At 67.0% G+C, this 24,539-nt stretch carries 24 protein-coding genes and 1 pseudogene; 13 read left to right on the forward strand and 12 right to left on the reverse strand.

Annotation, left to right across the window (positions count from 1 at the left end; all coding sequences use genetic code 11):
• Positions 1-6 precede the first annotated feature (6 nt).
• On the forward strand, positions 7-450 hold the full coding sequence (locus FB459_RS08280; protein WP_141928114.1) for a DUF3040 domain-containing protein: 444 nt from the start codon (positions 7-9) through the stop codon (positions 448-450).
• A 16-nt stretch (positions 451-466) separates the two neighbouring features.
• On the opposite strand, the gene FB459_RS08285 is transcribed toward FB459_RS08280, so the two are convergent.
• Positions 467-949, reverse strand: coding sequence for a DUF456 domain-containing protein (locus FB459_RS08285; protein ID WP_141928115.1), 483 nt, complete (start codon positions 947-949; stop codon positions 467-469).
• Between the two features lie 98 nt (positions 950-1,047).
• A complete protein-coding gene (locus FB459_RS08290) occupies positions 1,048-1,251 on the reverse strand; it encodes a DUF7455 domain-containing protein (RefSeq protein WP_129624003.1) in 204 nt (67 codons plus the stop codon).
• A gap of 289 nt (positions 1,252-1,540) precedes the next feature.
• On the opposite strand from FB459_RS08290, the gene FB459_RS08295 reads away from it, so the two are divergent.
• A complete protein-coding gene (locus FB459_RS08295) occupies positions 1,541-3,649 on the forward strand; it encodes a DNA gyrase/topoisomerase IV subunit B (RefSeq protein ID WP_141928116.1) in 2,109 nt (702 codons plus the stop codon).
• Between the two features lie 33 nt (positions 3,650-3,682).
• On the opposite strand, the gene FB459_RS08300 is transcribed toward FB459_RS08295, so the two are convergent.
• Complete coding sequence (locus FB459_RS08300) at positions 3,683-4,159, reverse strand: hypothetical protein (RefSeq protein ID WP_141928117.1); 477 nt, start codon at positions 4,157-4,159, stop codon at positions 3,683-3,685.
• Positions 4,160-4,235: 76 nt separating this feature from the next.
• Here FB459_RS08300 and dinB point away from each other — a divergent pair, with 76 nt between their 5' ends.
• From dinB to FB459_RS08330, 6 genes are all read left to right on the forward strand, one after another.
• Positions 4,236-5,450 (forward strand): DNA polymerase IV, encoded by a 1,215-nt coding sequence (gene dinB, locus FB459_RS08305; protein WP_141928118.1) that lies wholly within the window; start codon positions 4,236-4,238, stop codon positions 5,448-5,450.
• A 128-nt stretch (positions 5,451-5,578) separates the two neighbouring features.
• Complete coding sequence (locus FB459_RS08310; RefSeq protein ID WP_141928119.1) at positions 5,579-6,166, forward strand: HhH-GPD-type base excision DNA repair protein; 588 nt, start codon at positions 5,579-5,581, stop codon at positions 6,164-6,166.
• A gap of 38 nt (positions 6,167-6,204) precedes the next feature.
• On the forward strand, positions 6,205-6,837 hold the full coding sequence (locus FB459_RS08315; RefSeq protein ID WP_141928120.1) for a transposase: 633 nt from the start codon (positions 6,205-6,207) through the stop codon (positions 6,835-6,837).
• Positions 6,838-6,847: 10 nt separating this feature from the next.
• Entirely contained in the window at positions 6,848-7,246 is a 399-nt protein-coding gene (locus FB459_RS08320) for a hypothetical protein (RefSeq protein ID WP_246092379.1), read from the forward strand.
• Between the two features lie 264 nt (positions 7,247-7,510).
• Positions 7,511-8,035 (forward strand): DinB family protein, encoded by a 525-nt coding sequence (locus FB459_RS08325; protein WP_246092380.1) that lies wholly within the window; start codon positions 7,511-7,513, stop codon positions 8,033-8,035.
• Complete coding sequence (locus FB459_RS08330) at positions 8,032-8,535, forward strand: GNAT family N-acetyltransferase (protein ID WP_141928122.1); 504 nt, start codon at positions 8,032-8,034, stop codon at positions 8,533-8,535. Before FB459_RS08325 ends, FB459_RS08330 begins: the two co-directional genes overlap by 4 nt.
• Here the strand turns inward: FB459_RS08330 and FB459_RS08335 are convergent.
• The 3 genes from FB459_RS08335 to FB459_RS08345 form a co-directional block, all read right to left on the reverse strand.
• Positions 8,532-9,455, reverse strand: a complete 924-nt coding sequence (locus tag FB459_RS08335; RefSeq protein ID WP_141928123.1) for a ferredoxin family protein — start codon at positions 9,453-9,455, stop codon at positions 8,532-8,534. The genes FB459_RS08330 and FB459_RS08335 overlap by 4 nt on opposite strands.
• 32 nt (positions 9,456-9,487) lie before the next feature.
• Complete coding sequence (locus tag FB459_RS08340; protein ID WP_141928124.1) at positions 9,488-11,956, reverse strand: DNA gyrase/topoisomerase IV subunit A; 2,469 nt, start codon at positions 11,954-11,956, stop codon at positions 9,488-9,490.
• Between the two features lie 150 nt (positions 11,957-12,106).
• Entirely contained in the window at positions 12,107-12,820 is a 714-nt protein-coding gene (locus FB459_RS08345) for a thermonuclease family protein (protein WP_239701988.1), read from the reverse strand.
• A gap of 392 nt (positions 12,821-13,212) precedes the next feature.
• Here FB459_RS08345 and FB459_RS08350 point away from each other — a divergent pair, with 392 nt between their 5' ends.
• Positions 13,213-13,629, forward strand: coding sequence for a VOC family protein (locus FB459_RS08350; RefSeq protein WP_141928125.1), 417 nt, complete (start codon positions 13,213-13,215; stop codon positions 13,627-13,629).
• A gap of 49 nt (positions 13,630-13,678) precedes the next feature.
• Here the strand turns inward: FB459_RS08350 and FB459_RS08355 are convergent, their stop codons facing one another.
• Positions 13,679-14,488: an LLM class F420-dependent oxidoreductase gene (locus FB459_RS08355; protein WP_141928126.1), complete on the reverse strand. Its 810-nt coding sequence runs from the start codon at positions 14,486-14,488 to the stop codon at positions 13,679-13,681.
• 26 nt (positions 14,489-14,514) lie between these two features.
• Here FB459_RS08355 and FB459_RS08360 point away from each other — a divergent pair, with 26 nt between their 5' ends.
• On the forward strand, positions 14,515-15,573 hold the full coding sequence (locus FB459_RS08360; protein WP_211345157.1) for an alpha-hydroxy acid oxidase: 1,059 nt from the start codon (positions 14,515-14,517) through the stop codon (positions 15,571-15,573).
• An 85-nt stretch (positions 15,574-15,658) separates the two neighbouring features.
• Here the strand turns inward: FB459_RS08360 and dhaM are convergent, their stop codons facing one another.
• The 5 genes from dhaM to FB459_RS08385 are packed head-to-tail and all read right to left on the reverse strand — an operon-like array spanning position 15,659 to position 20,118.
• A complete protein-coding gene (dhaM, locus tag FB459_RS08365; RefSeq protein WP_129623992.1) occupies positions 15,659-16,069 on the reverse strand; it encodes a dihydroxyacetone kinase phosphoryl donor subunit DhaM in 411 nt (136 codons plus the stop codon).
• Positions 16,066-16,683: a dihydroxyacetone kinase subunit DhaL gene (gene dhaL, locus FB459_RS08370; protein ID WP_170221776.1), complete on the reverse strand. Its 618-nt coding sequence runs from the start codon at positions 16,681-16,683 to the stop codon at positions 16,066-16,068. Before dhaL ends, dhaM begins: the two co-directional genes overlap by 4 nt.
• 2 nt (positions 16,684-16,685) lie before the next feature.
• The gene (gene dhaK / locus FB459_RS08375; RefSeq protein WP_141928128.1) at positions 16,686-17,687 is read right to left on the reverse strand and encodes a dihydroxyacetone kinase subunit DhaK; all 1,002 of its coding nucleotides are present in this window, start codon (positions 17,685-17,687) and stop codon (positions 16,686-16,688) included.
• Complete coding sequence (locus FB459_RS08380; RefSeq protein WP_342771182.1) at positions 17,684-18,367, reverse strand: nitroreductase family protein; 684 nt, start codon at positions 18,365-18,367, stop codon at positions 17,684-17,686. The genes dhaK and FB459_RS08380 overlap by 4 nt, the downstream gene beginning before the upstream one ends.
• A complete protein-coding gene (locus tag FB459_RS08385) occupies positions 18,364-20,118 on the reverse strand; it encodes an AMP-binding protein (RefSeq protein ID WP_141928129.1) in 1,755 nt (584 codons plus the stop codon). Before FB459_RS08385 ends, FB459_RS08380 begins: the two co-directional genes overlap by 4 nt.
• 143 nt (positions 20,119-20,261) lie before the next feature.
• Between FB459_RS08385 and FB459_RS18120 the strand changes: the two are divergent.
• From FB459_RS18120 to FB459_RS08395, 3 genes and pseudogenes are all read left to right on the forward strand, one after another.
• Positions 20,262-20,363 (forward strand): annotated as a pseudogene (locus FB459_RS18120) (hypothetical protein); the annotation flags it as partial.
• Between the two features lie 50 nt (positions 20,364-20,413).
• Positions 20,414-21,817, forward strand: coding sequence for a hypothetical protein (locus FB459_RS08390; protein WP_168990088.1), 1,404 nt, complete (start codon positions 20,414-20,416; stop codon positions 21,815-21,817).
• Between the two features lie 19 nt (positions 21,818-21,836).
• The gene (locus FB459_RS08395; RefSeq protein WP_141928130.1) at positions 21,837-24,509 is read left to right on the forward strand and encodes a bifunctional acetate--CoA ligase family protein/GNAT family N-acetyltransferase; all 2,673 of its coding nucleotides are present in this window, start codon (positions 21,837-21,839) and stop codon (positions 24,507-24,509) included.
• Positions 24,510-24,539: the final 30 nt, after the last annotated feature.

Below are 24,539 nucleotides of genomic sequence, written 5' to 3' on the forward strand. Positions count from 1 at the left end.
TCGACCGTGCCGCTGTCGGAGCACGAGCAACGCATGCTCGAGCAGATGGAACGCGCGTTGTCCGAAGAGGACCCGAAGTTCGCCTCCCAGATGCGTGCGGTCACCAGCCCGCGACGCGGACGCCTGATGATCGCCGCGTTCGGGATGATGATGGGCCTCGCGGTCGCCGTCGTCGGGGTGATGAACAACCTCATCTGGCTCGGCGTCGTGGGCTTCGTGGTGATGGTGGCTGTCGCGGCATGGGCCTTCAACGGCTCTGGTTCGGCCGCGAACCTCGGCACCGTGCAGGACGACGGCACCGTTCGTCCGGCTGAACCCCGCGGGCACCGTCCGCGCGGTGGGCGAGGTCGCGGCGTGAGCGTGAGTCGCCCGGGCAAGCAGCGATCCTCCGGTTCATTCATGCAGCGGCTCGAGGCGCGCTGGGAGAAGCGTCGTCGAGAGCAGTGGTGACTCGTCGGTCGGCTTCTCAGCGAGTGAGAAGTAGCCCGCCCACCCACAGCAATGACACAGTGACCGCTGCCGCGAGTTCGATTCCGATGCTGGACAGCACCGCTCTTAAGGCCATCTTGGTCGAGGTCCACGCTGCCGAGGGATTGCGCAGGCGTACCTGCTCGGCGAGGTATACGCCGGCGATGAAACCGAGGAAGAGCCCCACATAGGGGATCACGAAGAAGCCGATCGTGGCCAGCACGATGCCCGCGAGGCGGGACCGCCCGGGGACGCCTGCCTGGCGCAGCGACCTGTTCGGGATCTGGTACTGCAGGAACCAGCCGATCAGCGCGATCACGACACTGATCCCGAAGATCACCCAGGCGGTCGTCGATCCGTTGTCCCAGGCCCACAGCAGGACACCGGCCTCGACCACGAGCAGGCCGGGCAGGACCGGCACGATGAGGCCGAGGATGCCGATGAGGATGAGTGCGCCGGCCAGAAGAGTCACGGGTTCCACGCGATGAACCTATCGCCCGGACAAGCGAATCGCCCGCACCGAGAACGGTGCGGGCGATTCGTTCTCACCGGCATGCCGGTGGGGTGTCTATCGCGCTGTCAGTCCTGAGCAGCGTGCAGGCGGTCGGTCTCGTCGATGACTTCTTCGGCGACGTCCTGAAGCTTGTCCAAGTGGCTGCGTCCGTGGTGGGCGCAGAACAGCAGCTCCATGTCGCCGGCAAGACGGGCCCGGATGAATGCCTGAGCGCCGCATCGGTCACAGCGGTCAGCGGCGGTCAGCGTAGGTGCGAGTGCAGTGGCCATTGGGTCCATCCTTTCGTCGGGCGCCGAGACGCCGTCAGTTTCCTCTCGAGGAGGTCGTTCGTCACGACGGTCGATGCCCCCTCGCGGTTGCAACGGTGTGCGCCGTTCCGATGAGACAACATCCAAGCACCTCCGTGTGTTCCCGGAGGGGTTCTGCACCGGCGTGGCGTGTGCCATATCCGATCTGTGACCAGAACTGTCACCAGCCTCCGTCGGCCAGCCTCCCGGGCGATGTCGGTGGGCGCGGTTACGCTGCGAGCGCCGTCCCGCACGAAGGAGTTCGACCCCCGTGGTTCCTCGCAGTACATCGTCCGCCTCCGAATACAACGCTCGGCACCTGCAGGTGCTCGAAGGTCTCGAAGCGGTGCGCAAGCGTCCGGGCATGTACATCGGCTCGACCGATGGGCGCGGTCTCATGCACTGCCTGTGGGAGATCATCGACAACGCCGTCGACGAGGCGCTCGGCGGTCACGGCGATCGCATCGAGGTCACGTTGTTCGCCGACGGGTCGGTGCAGGTCAGCGACCACGGCCGAGGCATCCCGGTCGACATCGAACCGCGCACCGGACTCTCGGGTGTCGAGGTCGTGTTCACAAAGCTGCACGCGGGTGGCAAGTTCGGCGGAGGCTCCTACACCGCCTCCGGTGGCCTGCACGGCGTCGGCGCATCGGTCGTCAACGCGCTCTCGGCGCGACTCGACGTCGAGGTCGACCGGGCGGGAAAGACGTACGGGATGAGCTTCCGCCGCGGCGAACCCGGCACGTTCGCCGGCGACGGCCCGGACGCGCCGTTCACTCCGTTCGAGGTGGGCAGCGAACTCGCGGTCGTGGGCAAGGCCAAGCGTGGGGTCACCGGTTGCCGCATCCGTTACTGGGCCGACGACCAGATCTTCCTCAAGAACGCACGGTTCGACTACGACGGTCTGCTGGATCGTGCACGCCAGACCTCGTTCCTGATTCCCGGTCTGGCGATCGCCATCCGCGACGAACGCGGTCTGCCAGAGACTTCCGGTGCCGATGGTCCCCACGAAGAGTTGTTCCTGCACGACGGTGGCATCAGTGAGTTCACCGAGTACCTCGCCGCCGACCCTGCGGTCACCGACGTGTGGCGCTTGCAGGGTGAGAGCACGTTCACCGAGACGGTGCCGGTGCTGGACGACAAGGGCCACATGATGCCGACCGAGGTCGAGCGCAACTGCGTCGTCGACATCGCGCTGAGGTGGGGCACGGGCTACGACACGAAGGTGAAGTCGTTCGTCAACATCATCGCGACGCCCAAGGGCGGCACCCACGTCAGCGGGTTCGAGCAGTCGCTGCTCAAGGTCTTCCGCAAGCAGTTGGAGGTCAACTCACGTCGGCTGAAGGTCGGCAACGACAAGGTCGAGAAGGACGACATCCTGGCGGGACTCACCGCCGTCGTCACCGTCCGGCTGGCGGAGCCGCAGTTCGAGGGGCAGACCAAGGAGGTGCTGGGCACCTCGGCGGTGCGGGCCATCGTCAGCAAGGTCGTCGAACAGGAACTCACCGCCAACCTCACCTCGGGCAAGCGTGACTTGAAGACCCAGTCGACCCAGCTGCTGGAGAAGGTCGTGTCGGAGATGAAGACGCGCATCAGCGCGCGTCTTCACAAGGAAACCCAGCGCCGCAAGACAGCGCTCGAATCCTCTTCTCTGCCATCGAAATTGAAGGACTGTCGCTCAACCGACTCCGAGCGCACCGAGCTGTTCATCGTCGAGGGAGACTCCGCGCTCGGCACCGGCATGGCGGCCCGTAACTCCGAATATCAGGCGTTGCTGCCGATCCGCGGCAAGATCCTCAACGTGCAGAAGGCGTCCGTGGGCGACATGCTCAAGAACGCCGAGTGCGCCTCGATCATCCAGGTCGTCGGTGGTGGTTCAGGTCGTTCCTTCGACCCGGAGATGGTGCGTTACGGCAAGGTCATCCTGATGACCGACGCGGACGTCGACGGTGCGCACATCCGCACCTTGCTGCTGACGTTGTTCTTCCGGTACATGCGTCCGTTGGTCGAGGCCGGCAAGGTGTACGCCGCCGTGCCTCCGCTGCACCGCATCGAGACCAGTGCGCAGGGCCGCAGCAAGGGCGAGGTGATCTACACCTACTCCGAGGCGCAGATGCGCAAGACGATGGCCGACCTGCAGAAGAAAGGCCGTCACATCAAGCAGCCGCAGCGCTACAAGGGGTTGGGCGAGATGGACGCCGACCAGCTGGCCGAGACGACGATGGAGCCGCGCCATCGCACACTGCGCCGGGTCACACTCGCCGACGCCGAGGCCGCCGAGCGGATGTTCGATCTGCTGATGGGCTCGGAGGTCGCGCCCCGCAAGGACTTCATCGTCGACAACGCGGCGGGCCTCGATCTCGAGCGCATCGACGCCTGAGATCGGGCCCGCCGGGCCAGGGCTGCCGCGCGGTCAGTCCTCGAACTCGACGTCCTCGTCCTCGATGTCGACATCCTCTTCGTCGGGGGACTGCTCATCGTCGTCCACGACGTGCAGCGCCGCTTCCTCCGCGGGTTCGGCGTCGTCGCGCCGCTGGTACGCCGAGTCGTCGACCTCGTCGGGGTCACCGATGAAGTCCTGATCGGCCGGGATCGCGTCCGGGTCGTCACCGCCGGCCATGGCGTGGTCGCGTAACACGTCCGCCTCCTCCTCCGGCGCGCCGTAGGCGGTGCCTTCCTCGGGGATTTCCTGCCCGATGCGCTGGTCGATCGTCTCTTCCTCGTCGTCGTCGAGGAACTCCCCAGCCCGCGGCTGTCGCTCCGGCGGCGTCCAGGGTTCATCGTCGCTGTCGTTCGGGTCGTCGAGATAGGTCTCGGTGTCCCGGCGCTCCTGCGGGTCGAGTTCGGTGCTGCCGAAGTCGCTGTTCCATTCCTTCGATTCGTCGCTCATCACCCCACCGTACGACCCGGAAGAGGTGGTCGGGTCGCTGCGCAGGGTGGCCGTTGTCGGCGGCTGATGCGAACATATGTTCGTGTCCGGTGAGGGAGTGGTCGAGGGGCCGATGCTGCACGCCGATCTCGACTCGTTCTACGCCTCCGTCGAGCAGCGCGACGACCCTCGGCTGCGTGGGCGTCCCGTCGCGGTCGGCGGTGGGATCATCATGGCGGCCTCCTATGAAGCCAAGGCGTACGGCGTCTCGACACCGATGGGCGAGCGCATCGCCCGCCAACTGTGTCCTGATCTGCTGGTCGCGCCGATGCGGCCGAAGGTCTACATGGAAGCCAGTCGGGCGGTTTTCGAGATCTTCCACGACCTCACGCCGAATGTCGAAGGAATTTCGGTCGACGAAGCGTTCCTGGACGTCGGCGGACTCGCCCGTCTGGTCGGTTCACCGTCCCAGGTCGCTGCGCTGCTGCGGCAGCGGGTGCGGGACGAGGTGGGGTTGCCGATCTCGGTCGGGGTAGCTCGCACGAAGTACCTCGCAAAGATCGCGAGCGCGGTCAGCAAGCCCGACGGCTTGCTGGTCGTTCCACGTGACGGCGAGGAGGATTTCCTGTACCCGCTCCCGATCGAACGGCTGTGGGGAGTCGGTAAGAAGACGTCGGAGAAGTTGCACGCCAGGGGAATTCGCACGATCGGTCAGCTCGCCGAGCTCGAGCTTCGGTCATTGTCCGAGACAGTCGGCAAGGCCTCGGGGCGACACCTGTTCGCACTGGCGCATTTCCAGGATCCGCGTCCGGTCGAGCGGGGTCGGCGTCGCCGATCGATCGGCTCGCAGCGGGCGTTCGGCCCCGGGCGGCGTAGTGACGCCGAACTCGACCAGATCCTCGTCGGCATCGTCGACCGGGTCATGGGTCGAGTCCGTGACGGTGGCCGACCAGGGGCGACAATCACCGTCCGGGTTCGGTTCGGCGACTACGAGCGGGTCACCAGATCACGCACGCTGCCTCGACCCACGATGGCCACCGAGACCGTGCTGCGGATCTCCCGTGAACTGTTGCTCGGGCTACGCCCGCTGATCGCTGACCGCGGAATCACGTTGCTGGGCTTGACGATCGGTGCTCTCGACGCAAGCGGCACCACGCAGTTGATGCTGCCCTTCGACGCCCACCAATCCGGTGTCCTCGACACTGCGTTGGACGAGGTGCGCGAGAAGTTCGGGTCGGGTTCGGTGCGGCGCGGTGTGTTGGTCGGCAGCTCGGACGGGTTCGACGTGCCGATGCTGTCCGACGGAATGTGACTCAGTCGGGGTCCTGCGGCCAGGTCCACCGCACCCCGACGGTGCCCGGACCGACATTGCATATCCTCGGAATCGAGGTGGCAGGTGCTCCGGCCGATTCGCCCTGGGGGCGGCCTAGACTGCGCCGCATGGTGAAGCTGCAGATCGCCCAGGATGTCGAAGCCGACGAGTTGCTCTCCAGTGATCCGTTCGCGCTGTTGGTCGGAATGCTGCTGGATCAGCAGTATCCGATGGAGCACGCCTTCCGTGGTCCGGCCAAGATCGCGTCCCGCCTCGGCACGATCGACCCGAGAGTGATAGCCGCGCAGGAGCCCGAGCAGTTCGCCGACCTTGCCTCCACCCCTCCGGCGATCCATCGGTACGGCCGTTCGATGGCCGGTCGCGTGCAGCAGCTGGCTCAGGTCGTCGTCGCCGAGTACGACGGCGACGCGTCGAAGATCTGGTCGACTGCCGGCGACACCAAGGAACTGCTCAAACGATTGAAGGCTCTGCCGGGCTACGGCGACCAGAAGGCCCGCATCTTCGCCGCCCTGCTGGCCAAGCGGCTCGACGTCCGGTCGCACGGCTGGCGTGAGGTGATCGGACCCTACGCAGAGGAAGGGAGCTTCCGGTCGGTGGCGGACGTCGTCGACGGTGAGTCGCTGCAGAAGGTGCGCGACTTCAAGAAGCAGACCAAAGCCGCGGCCAAGGCGAAGGCGGCCGAGCAGTCGAGCTGAATGTAGGCAATAGCCTTCATCCGTAGTAATTTAGACATATGCCTGAATCGGACGCAGTGAAGGGTTCGGTCGTCGTCACGGCCGACCAGATCGGTAGTCGCAAGGGAGGCGACAACGTCCCGGCGGCGTTGGACGCCCTCGCGCAACTGCGGCTCGGACGAAGCTCGCGCCGATTCGCGCGTACAGCCGGTGACGAGATTCAGGGCTTGGTCACCGATTCGGCTGCGGTGGTGTCTGTCATCGAGACCCTCACGCGGCTCGGTGGCTGGCGTATAGGCATCGGTATCGGCGATGTCGACCGTCCTGTCCCGCGTGACGTCCGTGCCGCGAACGGTCCGGCCTTCCTCGCCGCCCGCGATGCGCTCAACACCGCGCGCAGCGCGCCGCAGGATCTACGCGTCGTGGGCCCTCCCTCATGCGCTGAAGCCGAAGCAGTGCTGTGGCTGTTGCTGAGTGTGTGGCGTCGCCGGACGCCGGCCGGCTGGGAAGCGTGCACCGTCGCCGCCGACGGTCGACCACAGCAGCAGGTTGCCAAGAGCCTGGGTATCACCGCTTCGGCGGTGAGCCAGCGGCTGCGATCGAGTGGGTTCGCCGAGACGCAGGCGGGGGCGCGGCTGGTCGAGCGACTGCTTGACCGGGCTCGCGCCGAGACTGTCGGTGGTCCCGGCTAGCGTGCACACCATGGATGGGGGATCGGCGCTCATCGTCACCGTGATCGGCTTCGTGGCCGTCCTGGTCGGCGGGCTGCTCACCATGCTCTGCTTCCGGGTCGTCGACCGCGGCAACCACTCGACGCGGCCGGCGGCGGACGCCGACGAACACTCCGTCGAGGCCGCAGGATCGAGCCTGCGCGGGGGCGCGTGGATTGGGGGTCTGGAGCGGCTGGCGATCTACTCGGGACTTCTGCTTGGTTGGCCCGAAGCGATCGCGATCGTGCTGGCTGTCAAGGGCCTCGGTCGATACCCGGAACTGAAGAACGGCGACAACTCGGCGGTGGCCGAGCGATTCATCATCGGCACGTTCGTCAGCGTGCTCTGGGCGTGCGGGTGCGCGGGAGTTGCGCACTGGTTGATCGGCTGAGCGTGGACGGACGGCTGACCCATCTGGGCCGAATCCATAGCCACACACGAACGTCAGCGCGGAACAAGACCTGAAGCGAGGGATCCGTCAGGAGACCCAGCGCAGGTCGATTCCTGCTCGGTCACTTTGGTGTTCGATCGACTGGCGGGCGACGGATCGTCGTGGACGGTGGATGTGCGGCGCCGTGGACCAGTAGGTCTTGCCCGTCGTCCGGACGGTGAAAATCGCTCGCTGTCGCGAGATGACGCAGGCTACGTTCGGGCGGTGACCGACAATCGATTCGAAGCTCCCATGGCCGGCGACGAGGTTGCCACCGTCCTCGGCTTCCTTCAGTACCTGCGCGACACTTTCCGATGGAAGATCGAGGGACTCGACGACGAGCAATTGCAACAGCCCCTCGCGCCGTCCACCATGACGCTCGCTGGGATGACCACGCACCTGGCGTTCGTCGAGAACTACTGGTTCACCTACGTATTCGAGGGCAAGCGTCCACTCGAAATGTTCGCCGACAACGATTGGGACGCGGCTCCGGACTACGACTGGGAGATGGCTGCCGGCATGTCACCGGACCAACGCACCGAGTTGCTGAGCCGGATGCAGCAAGAGTCAGACTCCGTCGTCGATGCAGCGCTCACCAGCGGCGGACTCGACCTCACTGCGCAGAACCCGGGCCAGGACGATCGGGTCAGCTTGCGGTGGATCCTGGTGCACCTGGTCGAGGAGTACGCGCGGCACAACGGCCATGCCGATCTACTCCGCGAGGCGATCGACGGACAGGTCGGCGAATGAGCACCATCCGTGCGGCGACCGATGCCGACTGGGCTCAGATCTGGCCGTTCTGGAGGGACATCGTCCAGGCCGGCGAAACCTACGCCTTCCCCTTCGACCTGACCAGTGAGCAGGCTCGCGGTTGGTGGATGGAACAGCCGCCTGGGCAGACCGTTGTGTGGGTAGACGATGACGGCAGTGAGTCAGGCGCCGTGCTGGGCAGCGCGAAGATGGGCCCCAACCGGCCGGGCAACGGTTCCCACATAGGCACGGCCAGCTTCATGGTCTCGCCCGACGCCCGGGGCAGGGGCGTCGGCCGCACGCTGGGGGAGTACGTCGTGCAGTGGCACCGCGACCAGGGGTTCCACGGCATCCAGTTCAACGCGGTGGTCGAGACCAACGAATCCGCCGTCAAGCTGTGGAAGTCGTTGGGGTTCGACGTGATCGGCACTGTGCCTGACGCTTTCCGGCATCCGCAGCAGGGTCTCGTCGGCCTGCATGTGATGTACCTGGCGCTCTAGTCGAGCAACTCCACGGTCCAGTAGTTCGACGGTTTCGGCTGCTTCAGGCACGAGTCCTTGAGGTCTGGCCCGGCGCACGAGGTGACTTGCACACGCCAGGTGCGCCCGTTCCGGTGCTGCACCCGCATTCGGTCGACGTCCTCCTCCTCGACGGTGAATGCGTCCAGGGCGAGTTCACCGCTCTCGGCGCGGACGGCGGCTTCGGCGGCCTGCGCGGGTGGTGCGAGCACGCTGCGCCCCCGGTTGTGCGACAACGAATTCAGCGAGGCCGCCACCTCGCGCCGGCGTTCCGCGTCGTATGCGTCGAGCGCCGTCTGCCCGGTCAGTCGGGCGTAGGTCTGACCGGAGGGAAGCATGACCGCAGTGGGTGCGAACCGGTGTCCGCCCGTGTGCGAGCACTCCCACACGCGTCCGGGGTGTTGTTCGGACGCGTGTGCCGCCACCGGTCGGCCCCGTACCGCACAACACTGGTCGCGTTTACTGTTGGCGCAGACCAGGAGGGCGACGTCGCGTGTCTCCTCCAGCAGCGGCACCACCTGGCTCACAGCATCCGGACCTTCGGCGATGTGCAGGCGCCAATCGATACGGAGCAGGTCAGCCGGATCACCCAGCGATCCTTCCAACAGCCACGGGTCATCGGCCAATCCGCCTGCGACGAAACAGAATCGTGAGAGTGAAGTGTCGTGGGTGTCGACGTGTCGACCCGGTCGGCGGATGAGCAACAGCCGACCTCCGGCGTCCGAGATCGCGCGTTCGAGCGCAGGGCCGATACCTTCCGGCAGATGAGCTGTCGCGATGGCGTCATGACCCCACGGTCCGTTCTGTTCCAGCGCGACCCAGAACTGCGCCACCGATGCCGAACCCGGCGCCGGGAGCCCGGCTTCGTCCCACTGCCGCGAACACTGCGTCACGTCACTCATGCGGGCCAGTCTGCCGGGCCGATCGTCGACGGTCAGTCGTCGGACGGTTCGGTTGCGGTGTCTGCGACCGAGCCGGCGATCGCAGCGAGGTTGCCGGTGAGGGGCACGCCACTGCCGTCGCGGCGGGTGTCGGCGTCCGGCAGGTCGACCGCGACACCTGCGCCGGTTGCGGCGCGTGGTGCACGTCCGGCCCAGGCGAAGACGAGCTCGTCCTCACCGCGCAGGAAACGCTGGCAGCGGACGCCGCCGGTGGCCCGACCCTTGCCGGGGTAGGCGGCGAATTCGGTGACCTTGATCGACCCGCCTCCGGTGCCCGGCAGCGCACCGGAGGAGTCGGCAACCGTGACCAGCACCGCGTCGGCCGATTCGACGGCGCCGAACCAGATCGCCTTTGCGCCGGCGCCGAGCTTGATGCCTGCCACGCCACCACCGGTGCGACCCTGCGGCCGCACGCCGGACGCGGGGAAGTGCAGGAGCATGGCCGCCGACGTCACGAATGTAAGTTCGGCTGTGTCGGAAGCGGGTTGAGCTGCACCGACCACCTCATCGCCGTCCTTGAGCGTGATCACCTCGAACGAATCACGGTTCGGGTACTCGGTGGTGACCCGCTTGACCACACCGTTCGCCGTACCGATCGCGAGCGGCGGAGCCGAAGCGTCCAGGCTGATCAACGTGAGCACCTTCTCCCCGGCGGGCAGATCGACGAACGCCGCGAGCGGGGCTCCGCCCGACAACGCCGGCGCCTCATTGGTGGCGACCAGGGTCGGCAGGTCGAGGGCGGTCAGCCGGGTGACCCGTCCGGAGGAGGTCACCACGCCGAAGTCGCCGCGGACCGTCGTGCGTACTGCGCCGACGATCGCATCATGATTTCTACGAGAACCGCTGTCGGACAACGGATCCGCTGTCGTCGTGCGAGCCAGCAGTCCGCTGGAGGACAGCAATACCCAGCACGGGTCATCAGTGACCTCGAGCGGCGTGGCCGTCTGCTTCGGAGCTCCGGAGGACTCAAGCAGCACAGTCCGGCGAGGAGTGCCGTGCGCCTTGGCGACGTCGGCGAGTTCGGTCGAGACGAGCTTGTTGAGCACCTTCTCATCGCCAAGGATCGCCTCGAGTTCCTCGATGGCCTTGCGCAGTTCGTCGGCCTCCTGCTCCAACTCGATGCGGGAGAACTTCGTCAGTCGGCGCAGTTGGAGGTCGAGGATGTAGTTGGCCTGCGCTTCGGACAGATCGAACACCTGCATCAACCGGGCGCGGGCGGCAGCGGAGTCGTCGCTGGTGCGGATCACCTGGATGACCTCATCGATGTCGAGGATCGCGATGAGCAGACCCTCGACCAGGTGCAGACGGTCCTTCTTCTTCGCCAGCCGGAACTCGGTGCGGCGGCGCACCACGTCGATGCGGAAGTCGACGTAGACCTTCAGAAGTTCCTTCAGGCCGAGGGCGCGCGGCTGACCGTCGACGAGCGCGACGTTGTTGATGCCGAACGACTCCTCCATCGGGGTCAACTTGTACAACTGCTCCAGCACTGCGTCCGGGTTGAAGCCGTTCTTGATCTCGATGACGAGTTCGAGGCCCTTGTTGCGGTCGGACAGATCCTTGACGTCGGAGATGCCCTGGATCTTCTTGCCCTGGTGCAGATCCTTGATCTTCTCGATGACCTTCTCCGGACCGACCAGATAGGGCAGTTCGGTGACGACCAGACCCTTCTTACGCGGCGTGACATTCTCGACCCGCACCGTCGCACGAGTACGGAACGAACCGCGTCCGGTGAGGTAGGCGTCCCGGATGCCTTCGAGCCCGACGATCTGGCCGCCCATCGGCAGGTCCGGGCCCGGAACGAACTTCATCAGGTCGTCCAGCGAGCAGTCGGGGTTGGTGATCAGGTGCCGCGCGGCGCCGATGACCTCGACCAGGTTGTGCGGGGGCATGTTGGTGGCCATACCGACCGCGATACCGCTGGCGCCGTTGACCAGCAGGTTCGGGAACGCCGCCGGCAGCACGGCGGGCTGCTGCTCGGATTCGTCGTAGTTGGGTACGAAGTCGACGGTGTTCTCGTCCAGCGACGCGGTCATCAGCAGCGCGGCGGGTGCCGGCCGGGCCTCGGTGTACCGCGACGCAGCGGGGCCCTGGTCGAGCGAGCCGAAGTTGCCGTGGCCATCGACCAGGGGAAGGCGCATCGTCCATGGCTGGGCCATACGCACCAGCGCGTCGTAGATCGCGGTGTCGCCGTGCGGGTGGTACTTACCCATGACTTCGCCCACGACGCGCGAACACTTGACGTGATTGCGATCCGGACGCAGACCCAACTCGTCCATCGAGAACAGGATCCGGCGCTGCACCGGCTTCAGACCGTCGCGGGCGTCCGGCAGAGCACGGGAATAGATGACCGAGTACGCGTACTCCAGGAACGCCGTCTGCATCTCGTCCTCGACCGTGATGTCGACGATGTTCTCGACGAAGTCGGGTTCGAGCGGTTGGTCGTCCTTACGACGGCGGGCCATGGGTCTCCCTCGGTGGTGCCGGACAAGCTGAGTGTCCTGTCACCGCCGACGGCGACAGGCCATCTGCAAGTGTTGTTCAGCAGGCGCCGTCACGCCCGTTCCGACACGCGTTCGCCGCGCAATTCCGGGACGAACGAAGGGAATCGGAACTCAGCGCTTGGCCCGGCGCCAGCCTGCGTCCCGGGCTTCCTGCTCGGAGCAGAACCAGCGTTCGCCCTTGGACGTCGTGATCCTGGTCTTGTCGTACGCCGATTGACCGGGAAGGTGGTAGATCTTCTCGCCCTCGCTGTTGATGTTGCCCTTGATCGAGCAGCCGGCCGGCTCGGCCGCGGGCGGAGGCGTTGTCGGGCGTGCGGTCGGGCGTGCGGTCGGGCGGGGTGCCGGCGGCTGGGTGGATGTGCTCGGCGGGACGAAGGGAGCCGGTGCGGTCGCGGACGGGACGGCGGAGGCCGGGTTGAAGGCCGCGTCATAGCTGCAGGCACCCCACAGGCCGAGCTTGGCCGACTGAGCCTGGGTCTGCGCGGTGCGGAACGTATCCTGCTTGCCGTACGCCGCCGCGTAGGTGTACTCGCGACCGAACCCGCCGGCGATCATCGCCTGAGACACGTCCGTTCCGTCGGGCAGCACGACATATCGCACCAGCCGGTGGTACCGATCACGGTCGACCTGGGTCGGGTCGGCGACCAGGTGAACCTGCTTGGACTGGACCAGGCTCTGCATCCTGCTGGTGGCTTCCTTGGCGTAGCAGGCCACGGCGGTGTTCGGTTTACGACTCTCGGGTGTGTCGACGCCGAGCAGGCGCACCGGCTGCCGGACCCCGTTGATCCACACCTTGATCGTGTCCCCGTCGGTGATGCCGGCCACCTGCACCAGGCTGCCGGCTGGCCGAGCAGAAGCGGTGCTACCGGGTGTCGTGGCCGTCGTCTCACCACCTGTGGACGGTGCGGCTGCCGCCGCTGCCGAGGTAGAGGTGCCGTTGGTCGGCTCGTCGCTCGCTGCTTCCGGTACCGCTGAATTCTCTTGCGCTGCAGTGGATCCGGCGTTCACGGATGCCGTCGAAACGGCCGATGTGTGCTGCGCGACGGAAGTCTGGGTCGTGTCCGGGGCCGGGTTGCAGCTCGCCAGAAGCGGCACGAGCAGGGCAGGAGTCAGCGCACGGAGTGAAAGGCGGGGCACCTCACGAGATTAGATTGCAGTACTCATCCCGCGCAGGCGTTTCGCCGTTTCCGAGTCGACCCAGGAGCACAATCGTCGGTATGGCACTTCGCTGGTACACGATCGTCGTCGACAGCCACGACCCCGCACGACTGAGCAGGTGGTGGGCCGAGACCCTCGGCTGGGTGATCGTGTACGAGGCCGACGACGAGGTCGTCGTTGTTCCGCCGGGCACCAGTATCGATCCGGTGAAGTCGCTGGACGACTGGCTGGCCGAGGGGCAGGGTCTGGTCTTCGTGCCGGTGCCCGAGGACAAGACCGTCAAGAACCGGCTGCACATCGACCTCGCGCCGCACTCATCCCAGGATCGCGAAGCCGAGATCAAGGCGTTGCTCGAACGCGGGGCCACCGAGGTCGAGGTCGGTCAATCGGACGCCGACAAAGGCGCGGTCACCTGGACGGTGCTGGCTGATCCGGAGGGCAACGAGTTCTGCGTGCTGTCCACCCGCGACCGCTGAACGTCCGCAATCGCAGCGAGTTGACCCGCGAGTTTCGCGGACTTTCGGATCAGTTGCCGTTGATCTCGTCGCGCCAACGCAGCCACGGCTCGACCGGAGCGAGGTCGTAGTCAGGCCCGCCGGTGCCCATCGTGAACAGACGCGCACCCAGGTCGTACAGCGGTTGTCCCTCGACCTGCGGAGCGTCCGGGGAGCGTCCCTCGCGCCCCTTACCGCCCACCCCGACGGAGATCTCGATCTCCTCGATGGGGCGACCTTCCCGCTCGCAATGCCCCTGCAGCACCGACAGCTTGTGCTTCAGCACCGCGGGATCGGCGAAGGAGTGCCACGTATCGGCGTACTGAGCGACGAGCTTGAGAGTCTTCTTCTCGCCGCCTCCGCCGATGAGCGTGGGGATCTTGCGCGTCGGTGCGGGGTTCAACTGCTCGTAGCGCTGCTCGATCTTCGGCAGCGCGGTCGCCAGCTCGTCCAATCGGCTTCCGGCAGTGCCGAATTCGTAGCCGTACTCGTCGTAGTCGCGCTCGAACCAACCCGAGCCGATGCCGAGGATCAGCCGTCCGTCGCTGATGTGGTCGACGGTGCGGGCCATGTCGGCCAGCAGGTTCGGGTTGCGGTAGCTGTTGCAGGTGACCAAGGCGCCGATCTCGACCCGGGTGGTCTGCTCCGCCCAGGCGGCGAGCATCGTCCAGCACTCGAAGTGCATGCCGTCGGGGTCGCCGTTGAGCGGGAAGAAGTGGTCCCAGTTGAAGATCACGTCGACGCCGAGGTGCTCGGCGCGGCGTACCGCGTCCCGGATCTTGTCGTACGAGCCGTGCTGGGGCTGGATCTGGACGCCGATGCGGACGGGGCGCTTGGTCATGAAACCCACGCTAACGCGGTCCTAGGATGGCAGGTATGCACCCGATGATCGAAGCTTTCCGGGAGACCGCTGCGCACCGTCTCGACCCACCGTTCTGGGAGTACGTCCAGCGCGGGTGCGGGATGGGAATCTCGGTGGCCGAGGCCGAATCCTCGTGGGCCGCCTACCGTCTGCGTCCACGGACGCTGCGCGATGTGTCGACCGTCGATCTCGGCCTCGACCTGTTCGGCACCTGGTCGAACCCCGTCGGGGTGGCACCGACCGCCTTCCACAAGCTCACGCACGCCGAGGGTGAGATCGCGACGGCCGGCGCCGCCGGCGCGGTGGGCAGTCCGTTCGTGCTCTCCAGTCGCTCCACCTGTCGGATCGAGGACGTCGGTGCGGCCGTGTGGGGGCCGTGGTGGTTCCAGGTCTACATGACGCTCACGCGCGAGGTCACCGAAGGGATGGTGCGGCGCGCGGTCGCAACCGGTGCCACCGCCTTGGTGTTGACCGTCGACACCCCGTACGTCGGACACCGCAACATCCCCGACTCCGGGCGTCCGATGGAGATGACCGACGAACTCGCGCTGGTGAACATGGGCGATCACCTCACTCCCCAACAGGCCCGCGCCCCGTGGTCGCACATCGACCAGGACCCGGCGATCGGGGTCGAGACGATCGAGTGGTTGAAGCAGATCAGCGGCCGGCCGGTCGTCGTGAAAGGCGTGCTCCGCGAGGACGACGCACGCTTGTTCGTCGATCACGGCGCGGACGCCGTTTGGGTGAGTGCGCACGGCGGACGCCAGCTCGACCGTGCCGTGACGCCCGCCAGTGTTCTTCCCGAAATTGTCGAGGCGGTGGGTGATTCGGTGCCGGTGGTCGTCGATGGCGGAGTGCGTGACGGCTTCGACATCCTCACCGCTTTGGGCCTCGGGGCGTCAGCGGTCTTCGTCGGTCGCCCTGCCCTCTGGGCGCTCGCGTCGCAGGGCCGTCCCGGCGTCGAGTCGTTGCTGCTCGAGTACGCCGCCGAGCTGAAGCACGTGATGGGCTTGGCCGGCGTCACCGACCTGCATCAGATCCGGGACGCCTGCCTTGTCCGATGACGAGGCCGATATGTCGCAGGAACAGTTCTGCTCGGTGTACGACCAGGTATCGGCAGGGTGGTGTGCAGGACGAGATGCACCTTCATCAGCTGGTGAGGTGCTTGCCCTTCGCTTCGAGCGCGCGCCGCGCCTCGCTGTCGCACTTGTCGAGCGAGGCTCCGGTGGACGCGGTGACGCCGGCGATCACGAGCCCTTCGACCAGCGGTCCGCCGCACAGGCGTACCCGTGAGGCGAGGTCGGGGTCGAGGAACTCCAGCGCCATCTCGGCACTCATCACCGAGCTGCCCAGATCCATCAGGACGAGCACGCCGTCACCGGAGTCGGCCGCCTCGATCGCCGCGCTGACTGCGGTGGCATCCGTGCCGAATCCGCCGTCTGCGGTGCCGGACGCCACCACGATCGTGGGCGGGGTGCCGGCGCCGAACAGTTCGGACGACAACTCGACCGCGGCATCCGCAAGAGCTCGACTGTGCGAGACGACGACGATACCGATCACGCGGAATCACCTACGAGAGTGCGGGCGGCCGACTCCAGCAGCAAGGTGAGGCTGGTGGCTCCTGGATCCTGGTGATCCTTCGAGCGTTCTCCGAGGTAGGACGCGCGACCCTTCCGGGCGACCAGCGGGGTGGCTTCGTCGCGACCCTTCGCGGCCGCTTCGGCCGCCGCGTTCAGCGCTTCATCGAGCGAGCCGGCTGCGTCGAACGCGTCGACTGCGGGGGAGAGGGCATCGACCATCGTCTTGTCGCCCACCTCGGCCTTGCCACGTTGCACGACGCCGTCGAGTCCGGCCCGGAAGGCTGCGGTCAGCGCGTCCTTGCCACCGTCGCCCACCGCGCCGGCGAAGCGGAGCAGGAAGGTGCCGTACAACGGGCCGGACGCGCCACCGACGGTGGAGACGAGTGTCATGCCCGCCTTCTTGAGGTACGCCGCCGCATCGTCGAACTCCGAGGGGTCAAGTGCGGCAACGGCTTTCATTCCGCGTTGCATGTTGCTGCCGTGATCGGCGTCACCGGTCTGACGGTCGAGGTCGGTGAGCATCGCCGCGTTCTCGTCGATGACACTCGCGTAGTCGGACATCCAGGCAGCTGCCGTTTCGAGATTCAACGTCATGCTCAGCACCCCCACCGAAGGCCGGGAGTGTTGACCGGTGCATCCCACAGGCTCACCAGCTCGTCGTCCGCGCGCAGCAGCGTCACCGAACAGCCGGCCATCTCCAGCGAGGTGATGTAGTTGCCCACCAGGTTGCGAGCGATCGCAACGCCCTGGGCCTCGAGAATCTTCGCCACTTCCCCGTACATCAGGTACAGCTCCAGCAGCGGCGTGCCACCCATGCCGTTCATCATCACGATTGCCGGAGCGCCCTTGAAGTCGTGGTCCTTCAGGATCGGGTCGAGGAGTTGCTCGGCGATCTCGCGTGCCGACGCCAGAGGCCGCTTCTCCCGGCCCGGCTCGCCGTGGATGCCGATGCCGACCTCCATCTCGTCCTCGCCGAGTTCGAAGGTGGGTTCACCGGCCGCCGGGACGGTGCACGAGGTGAGCGCCATGCCCATCGAACGACCGTTCCCGTTCACCTTCTTCGCGACCTCGAGGACGGCGTCGAGGTCACGTCCCTCCTCGGCGGCAGCACCGGCGATCTTCTCCAGCAGCACGGTCACGCCGACGCCGCGGCGCCCGGCCGTGTACAGCGAATCCTGAACTGCCACATCGTCATCGGTCACGATCGAGGCAACGCGGATGCCCGAGTCGGCCTCGGCCATCTCGGCTGCCATCTCGAAGTTCATGACGTCACCGGTGTAGTTCTTCACGATGTGCAGGACGCCCGCGCCACCGTCGACGGCGGTGGTCGCCGCCATCATCTGGTCAGGCACCGGGGAGGTGAACACCTCGCCGCAGCAGGCCGCGTCCAACATGCCCGGTCCGACGAACCCACCGTGCATCGGCTCGTGACCCGAGCCGCCGCCGGAGATGAGCGCGACCTTGCCCTTCTTCGGGGCGTCCTTGCGGTAGATGGTCTTCAGGTCGAGGTCGACGCGGACCCGGTCGGAGTGAGCCGCCTCGAATCCACGCAACGCGTCGACGACGACATCAGCCGGGTCGTTGATGAGTTTCTTCATGTCTTCATCCTTCCGGAAGGAACCCCTTGAGATGGGTTCTTTGTCAGCACATTTCGATCGGTGGACCAGGGCGAGCCGAAACGACCGTCGTGCACCACCTCGCCCGTCGGACGACGACGGCGCGCCAGGGTGCTGCCACTCGGACGCTGGGTGCGCGCGTACCCCATCGCGACCACACCGACCAGCGACCGGTCTCCGGGGATGCCGAACGTCTCCCGGACGACATCGCACCGCTCGACCGGCACTCCGAAGAAGAGACCGCCCAGGCCTTCGTCGACAGCGACGAGCAGCATGATGAGGGCGGCCATCCCGGTGTCGACGTCCCAGTAGGGCACGGGCCAGTGCGATTCGTCCATGTCCTGCCACGGCTTGTCAGGCTGGGCGTAGCGGCGAAGGTAGGTGTCCTTGTCGCCGCAGCACAGAATCAGCACCGGAGCCGAACTCACCTTCGCCAGCCAACGGTCGAGTTCCTCGTCGGCGTTGGTGGTGACCTCCCAGAACCGTTGCCGGTCAGCGGGATCGGTCAACACGACGAAGTCCCAGCCCTGGCTGAAGCCTGCACTCGGTGCCCGCAATCCGAGAGTCACCGCCGTGTCGACGACGTCGCGCGGGACCGGCCGGTCGGGGTCGAAATCGCGGATCATCCGGCGGCGACGGATCGCCTTCTGCAGTTCCATCATGACCTCAGATCCGGGAAGTCGGCTTCCCAGAACTCGAGCTCGGAGGCACGCGAGGTGGAGTCGCCACCGTCCCCGTGCGAACTGGCTTCCCGTTGCCGCAACTCGACCCGACGGATCTTGCCCGAGATCGTCTTGGGCAGGTCGAAGAACTCGATGCGCCGGATCCGCTTGTACGGCGCGAGATGCTCTCGGGTGAACACGAGGATGTCTCTGGCGATCTCGGCGGACGGTGAATTTCCCTCCGTGAGAACGACATACGCCTTCGGGACGGCGAGTCGGGTCGGGTCGGGCGAGGGCACGATCGCCGCTTCCGCGACGAGCGGGTGCTCGATCAGCACCGACTCGAGTTCGAAGGGGGAGATGCGGTAGTCGGACGCCTTGAACACGTCGTCCGCGCGTCCGACGTAGTTGACGTAGCCGTCCTCGTCCCGGGCCGCGACGTCACCCGTGTGATACACGCCGTCGCGCATCACCTGCGCGGTCTTCGCCTCGTCGCCGTAATAACCGGTCATCAGTCCGGCCGGCCGGCCGAGCGGTCCGGACAGGCGCAGGCAGATCTCACCCTCGTCGCCCGGACCGTTGCGCTCCTCACCGGTGGCGGGATCCACCAGCACCACGTCGTAGCCCGGCAACGGGCGGCCCATGGAGCCGGGTTTGAGGGGCTGCCCGGGAGTGTTGCCGACCTGGGCCGTGGTCTCGGTCTGGCCGAAGCCGTCGCGGATGGTGAGCCCGAGGGCCTTCTCCACCTGCTGGATGACCTCGGGATTGAGCGGTTCGCCGGCCCCGACCATCTCGCGCAGCGACAACTTGCCACGGTAGGCGGCGAGGTCGGCCTGGATCAGCATCCGGTACACGGTGGGCGGGGCGCAGAACGTCGTCGCCTTCTCCTGTGCCACCCACTCCAGCAGTTCGCGGGCATCGAACCGCGGCTGGTTGACGACCAGCACGGTCGCGCCTGCGTTCCACGGTGCGAAGACGTTGCTCCACGCGTGCTTGGCCCAACCCGGAGAGCTGATGTTGAGGTGGACATCGCCGGGCTGCAGCCCGATCCAGTACATCGTCGACAGGTGGCCGAGCGGGTAGGAGGTCTGCGTGTGCAGCACCAACTTGGGACGGGACGTGGTGCCGGAGGTGAAGTACAGCAGCATCGCGTCGTCCGGTGCCGTGGTCACCGCGGGAGCGGGCGTCGTCGAGGCCTCGGAGTCGGAGTACGACAGCCAACCGGACGCCGGGTCACCGACGGCGATGCGCGTGAAGTCGCCCTCGACGGATGTGAATGCACCGGTGACCGCCGAGGCGGCGATCACGTGCTTGACCTCGCCGCGCTCGACCCGATCGCGCAGGTCCGCGGAGGTCAGCAGCATCGTCGCGGGGATCGTCACCGCGCCGAGACGGATGCAGGCGAGCATGCATTCCCACAACTCCACCTGGTTGCCGAGCATGAGCAGTACGCGGTCGCCCTGGTGCACGCCGGCGTCCGACAACCAGCCGGCGACCTGCTCGGAGCGGGCCGAAAGATCCGCGTAGCTGCGTTCGAGGCGTTCGTCGGCCGACTTCACGATCAGCGCAGGACGGTCGGGGTGTCGCGCAGCGATTGCGTCGAACCAGTCCGTCGCCCAGTTGAACGATTCGAATGCGGGTGTCTGCCAGGCGTTCGCGGCCGCAGCCGGGTCTTCCCGGGCGTCCAGCAACGCGTCCCGCAGACGGCCGAAGAGATTCGTGGGAGTGCTACCAGGCTCTGTGGTCGGCATGTTTTCGACACTAGCGACGAAGACGTCGTCGCGCGGGCCAACCGGTGAGTAGCGGTCGGCGTCCTGCTGTTCATGACAGCAGTGACGTTGACCCCGATCCGGGTCGCCCGGTGTTGCTGCAATATTAGGCTGACCTTTCCGTCGCCCAGGTGGCGCAGAGCCTCGGCAAGTCCGAGGGCACGATCAAGCGGGATCTGTTCGATGCGCGCAAACTGTTGATGGAACGTCTGGAGGGACAGCGATGAACGATTCGCCTTTCGGACGACGTCATGGCGACGACCCATCCCAGGATCCCGTGAACGAACCGGACCTGGTCGATGACTTCTTCGCCAAGCACCGCGACGCGATCGAGCCCGCTACGCCGAACGACGTGCACTGGCAACAGGTGGTGCAGACCGCCCGTCGCAGCCCGATGCGCACCGCCGGCAAGGCCTGGGGAGGCGTCATCGCCGCCGGAGTCGCCGCGATGCTCGTGCTGGCCGGCGTATGGACCTGGAAGCAGGAACCCTTCGGAGCCGGCAACATCCGTCCGGGGCAGACCGTGGCCGCCAGCGAGGACGGGTCTGAGCGGGGCACTGCCGACGCCGGTGACGACATGGGAGCTGCCCAGCTGCCGCAGGGCGTGCCGGCCACGTTCCGCACCTGGTCGGTCAGCAATGCCGGCAGCGGCACCCTGTACAACCTCGGGTCGACCGAGTGTGGTTCGGACATCTGCCCGACACTGTTGCGCTCCGGCGCCGACGGTGAGTCCTGGCAGGCCGTCCACATCTTCAACGGCACCGACACCTCGAGTGCGTCCGGCGCCGATGTGCCGAACATCCAGCCGGACGGTGCGCTCAGCGACGTCCGCTTCGTCGACTCCCAGGTGGGCTACGTCTACGGCGGCGACCTGTGGGTCACCTCCGATCGCGGCGCCAGCTTCGACAAGGTCAACCACCCCGGACAGACCGTGCTCGATCTGGAGATCTGGGAGGGGCAGGTCTACCTGCTCACCGCGGACGGCTGCGTCCAGGGCACGTGTTCGGGCCCGGTCTACGTCTCCTTCAGTAGCCGCGCCAACCCCAGCTCGTTCACGACTGTCGACTCGGCGGCGCTCTCCGGACCGATCGACGACGCCTCCGTCGTGGTCAAGGACGCGCTGGTCATCGTGCAGACCAGCAACGACGGCCGCCCGACGCAGCAGCCGTGGATGCTGGCTGCCGAACGGCTGGAGCCCATGAAAGCCCCCGAGGTCTGCGGATCAAGCCCCCTCGAAGCGGTGACGATCACCGCCAGCACCGACGCGCACATGTTCGCGCTGTGCCGGCTGTCACAGGACCGCGGAGCCTTCCGTGTGGTGAGCAGCAACGATCAGGCGCAGAGTTGGGTCGAGCACTCCGTCGGGACGCTGCGCCTTCCCCAGATCGGACAGCTGAGCCTCGGTGCCGCCGACCCGCAGCACCTGGTGGTGACCGTCGGCGGCCCACGTGGTGGTGGCACGAGTTCCGGGGACGACGCGCGCAGGGTCCTGCAGATCTCCGCCGACGGCGGACGCAGTTGGACCGTGCCCCGATTCCCGCAGCCGCCGCCGGTGAACGGCTTCGACTGGACCGGTAGCCCGGGCGGGGCGGAGTTCTACGCGGTTCCGCGCACGACCCCGGGTTTCTGGGTGAGTTCCGACTTCGGGAAGTCCTGGAAGGTCGTCGTCCCGAAGTCGTGAACATGACATGCTGGGCCGCATGAGCGAGAATCCGGCGCCCTATCCGGCTGGATGGGAGGCGGACGTCGTCCTGCGAGACGGCTCCGTCGCGCAGATCAGGCCGATCCGCCCCGACGACGTCGCGGCCCTGCAGGACTTTCACCGCAAGCAGTCGCCGGAGTCGATCTACCTGCGCTTCTTCGCACCGATGAAGGAGTTGTCCGACAAGGACGCCAAGCGTTTCGCCAATGTCGACCACGTGGAACGGGTCGCGCTGGTGCTGGAGGGCAACGAGGAACTGATCGGGATCGGCCGGTACGACCGGCTCGGCGGGCCCACCGGGACATCGGCCGAGGTCGCCTTCAACGTCTCGGATCATTTCCAGGGGCGCGGTATCGGGTCGGTGCTGCTGGAACACATGGCGGCCATCGCCCGTGAGGCCGGGGTCGAGGAGTTCACCGCCGACGTCCTGCCGCAGAACCGCAAAATGATGGGCGTCTTCATCGATGCCGGGTTCGGCGTCAAACACCACTTCGACGACGGCGTCATCTCGCTCGCGTTCCCGATCGAGCCCACGGACGCCAGTGAAGCCGTCCGGATCGCACGGGAGCAACGAGCCGAAGCCGCAAGCATCCGCGCACTGCTGAACCCGCGCAGCGTCGTCGTGATCGGGGTGTCCCGCAACCGTGAGTCCACCGGCCGTGACTTGTACGAACACCTGCGCACCGGTGGTTTCGCCGGTGACCTGTACGCGGTGAACCGCACCGCGCACGCCGAGGTCGAGGGCGACCTGTACACCTGCCTCGCCGACGTCCCGGGCGACATCGACCTCGCGGTGATCGCGGTCCCGGCGTCCGAAGTCCCGGGCGTGGTCCGCGAGTGCGCCCAGCACGGCGTCCGCGGCGTGCTGGTCGTGTCGTCCGGATTCGCCGAGGCGGGTGAGGCCGGAGAGCAGTTGCAGCAGGAGTTGCTGCGAACCGCCCGCAACCACGGGATGCGTGTGGTCGGCCCGAACTCCTTCGGTCTCATCAACACCGCGGACGATGTGCAACTGAACGCGTCGCTGGCACCGGAGCTGCCGGCTGCAGGCGACCTCGGCCTGTTCTCCCAGAGCGGTGCGCTCGCGATCGCTGGGTTGGAGTCCGCTGCGCGTCGTGGCCTGGGCATCAGCACCTTCGTGTCGGCCGGTAACCGCGCCGACGTCTCCGGCAACGACCTGATGCAGTTCTGGCTGGACGACGAGCAGACGCGTGCGGTCGGCATGTACCTGGAGTCGATGGGTAACCCGCGCAAGTTCAACCGCATCGCACGGCGCTTGTCGAAGGCCAAGCCGGTGATCGTGGTGAAGTCGGGTGTCTCGGAGTACGGCGTGCCGCCCGGGCATCGGGTGCGTCCGACCCGGATCCGGCCGGAGGCCTTCCGGGCGATGCTGCGTCAGGCCGGCGTGATCCGCGTCGAGAACGTGCACCAGATGTTCGACATCGCTCAGCTCGTCGTCCACCAGGAGATACCGAAGGGGGAGCGGGTCGCGGTCGTCGGCAACTCTTCAGCGCTGGGTGCACTGGCCGCCGACGCGTGTGTGTCCTGGCGCCTGCAGGTGACCCACGGACCGGTCAGCCTCGATCCCGAGGCAACGGCACAGGAGTTCGCCGACGCCGTCCGGGCAGCCTTCGAGGACCCGCACGTCGACTCCGTCGTCACCGCGTTCCTCCCGCCCCGCCAGTCGGCTGGTCTCGACATCGCCGAGGCACTCGGCGAGGTTGCCGGACGCTACGAGAAGCCTTGTGTGACAACGTTCCTCGGTATCCGCGGGGTATCCGAGGTGCTGGCCGGGCAGCCCCGCGAGGACGGCCGACGCGAGGTCGTCCCGTCGTACGCCATGCCCGAGGACGCGATCCGTGCGCTGGCCGCCGCCACGCGGTACGGGCAGTGGCTCGACCGGCAGAGCGACGACCTCGTGCTCCCCGAGGGCATCGACCAGGACAAGGCCGCAGCAATCATCGCCACGGTGCTGGAATCCGACCCCGACGGCCGCGAGCTCACCGCCCTGGAGACACGGGAGTTGCTGGCGGCGTACGGCATCACCGTCTGGCCCTCGACGGCCGTGACCTCGGTGCAGGAGGCGGTCGCAGCCGCCGACGAGATCGGCTACCCGGTGGTGCTGAAGTCGACCTCGCCGATCGTGCGGATCCAGCCGGTGTCGTCGGTGCGAGCAGATCTTGGCTCCGCCGACGCGGTCGCCGAGGCCTACCGCGCGCTCGATGACCGGCTCGCCCCGATCGGTGCCAACACGTTCGTGGTGCAGAGGATGGCCGAACCCGGCATCCCGTGCGTGGTGATGTCGGAGGAGGACGAGTTGTTCGGTCCCGTCGTGCGGTTCAGCCTGGCGGGTGTGCCGACCGAGGTGATGAACGACTTCGGCTACCGCATCCCGCCGTTCAGCAGCAACGACATCGACGACCTGATCGACTCCGTCCGGGCCGCCCCGATCCTCGACGGTTTCGGGCACCGGGTGCCGATCGACCGCGACGCGCTGCGCGACGTCATCGCCCGGGTCTCGGTGCTCGCCAACACCAACCCGCAGATCTACGAACTCAACCTCAACCCGGTCAACACCCACCGGTGGGGCGCGGAGGTGCTGGGAGCGTCGATCGTCGTCGCGCCGCCGGTCGGCCGCAGCGACAGCGGTCGCCGCGCGATGAGCGGGTGGTGACCGCCGGGCGCTGACAGCGCGGCGATCCAC

The organism is Yimella lutea (assembly GCF_006715095.1).
Classification (GTDB): Bacteria; Actinomycetota; Actinomycetes; order Actinomycetales; family Dermatophilaceae; genus Yimella; species Yimella lutea.